This window comes from Sphingobacterium sp. 18053 (assembly GCF_902706145.1).
GTDB classification, from domain to species: Bacteria; Bacteroidota; Bacteroidia; order Sphingobacteriales; family Sphingobacteriaceae; genus Sphingobacterium; species Sphingobacterium paramultivorum.
Genome location: NZ_CACSJW010000052.1, coordinates 1 through 412, shown reverse-complemented (window position 1 = coordinate 412; position 412 = coordinate 1). Strand labels below are relative to the sequence as shown.

1 protein-coding gene is annotated in these 412 nt (G+C 54.4%); it reads right to left on the bottom strand.

Going from position 1 to position 412, the window contains the following annotated elements:
- A partial coding sequence (locus GVK91_RS27240; protein WP_369073915.1) for an ABC transporter permease occupies positions 1 to 412 on the bottom strand: 412 nt, incomplete at both ends.

Below are 412 nucleotides of genomic sequence, written 5' to 3'. Positions count from 1 at the left end.
GGCATTACCGCCAACAGCAAAAACCGAGCGCCCGAAGGCGGTTTTGCGGCTAATGAACACAAACAGCGCAAATAACACCATCATGATCAGCGCGGATACCGGCACACCGAGAAATTGTCCGCCCAGCCAGTCCAGCACTTCGTTTTCGTTAATTGGCACTGGCAAGGCGTTCGTCATAAACAGCCCCATTCCGCGCAGGGCGCTCCATAAACCCAGCGTGGCAACAAAACTTGGCACGTTAAACACGCCGCGCAGCACCCCGGCGAGCGTTCCCATCAGCGCACCTAACAGCAACACCAGCAGACAAGCAATCGCCAGCGGAACTTCAAATTGCAGCAAAAACGCCAGGCACACTGAAACAAAAGCCACCATCGGCCCAACGCTGACATCAATTTCACCGGAGATAATAATC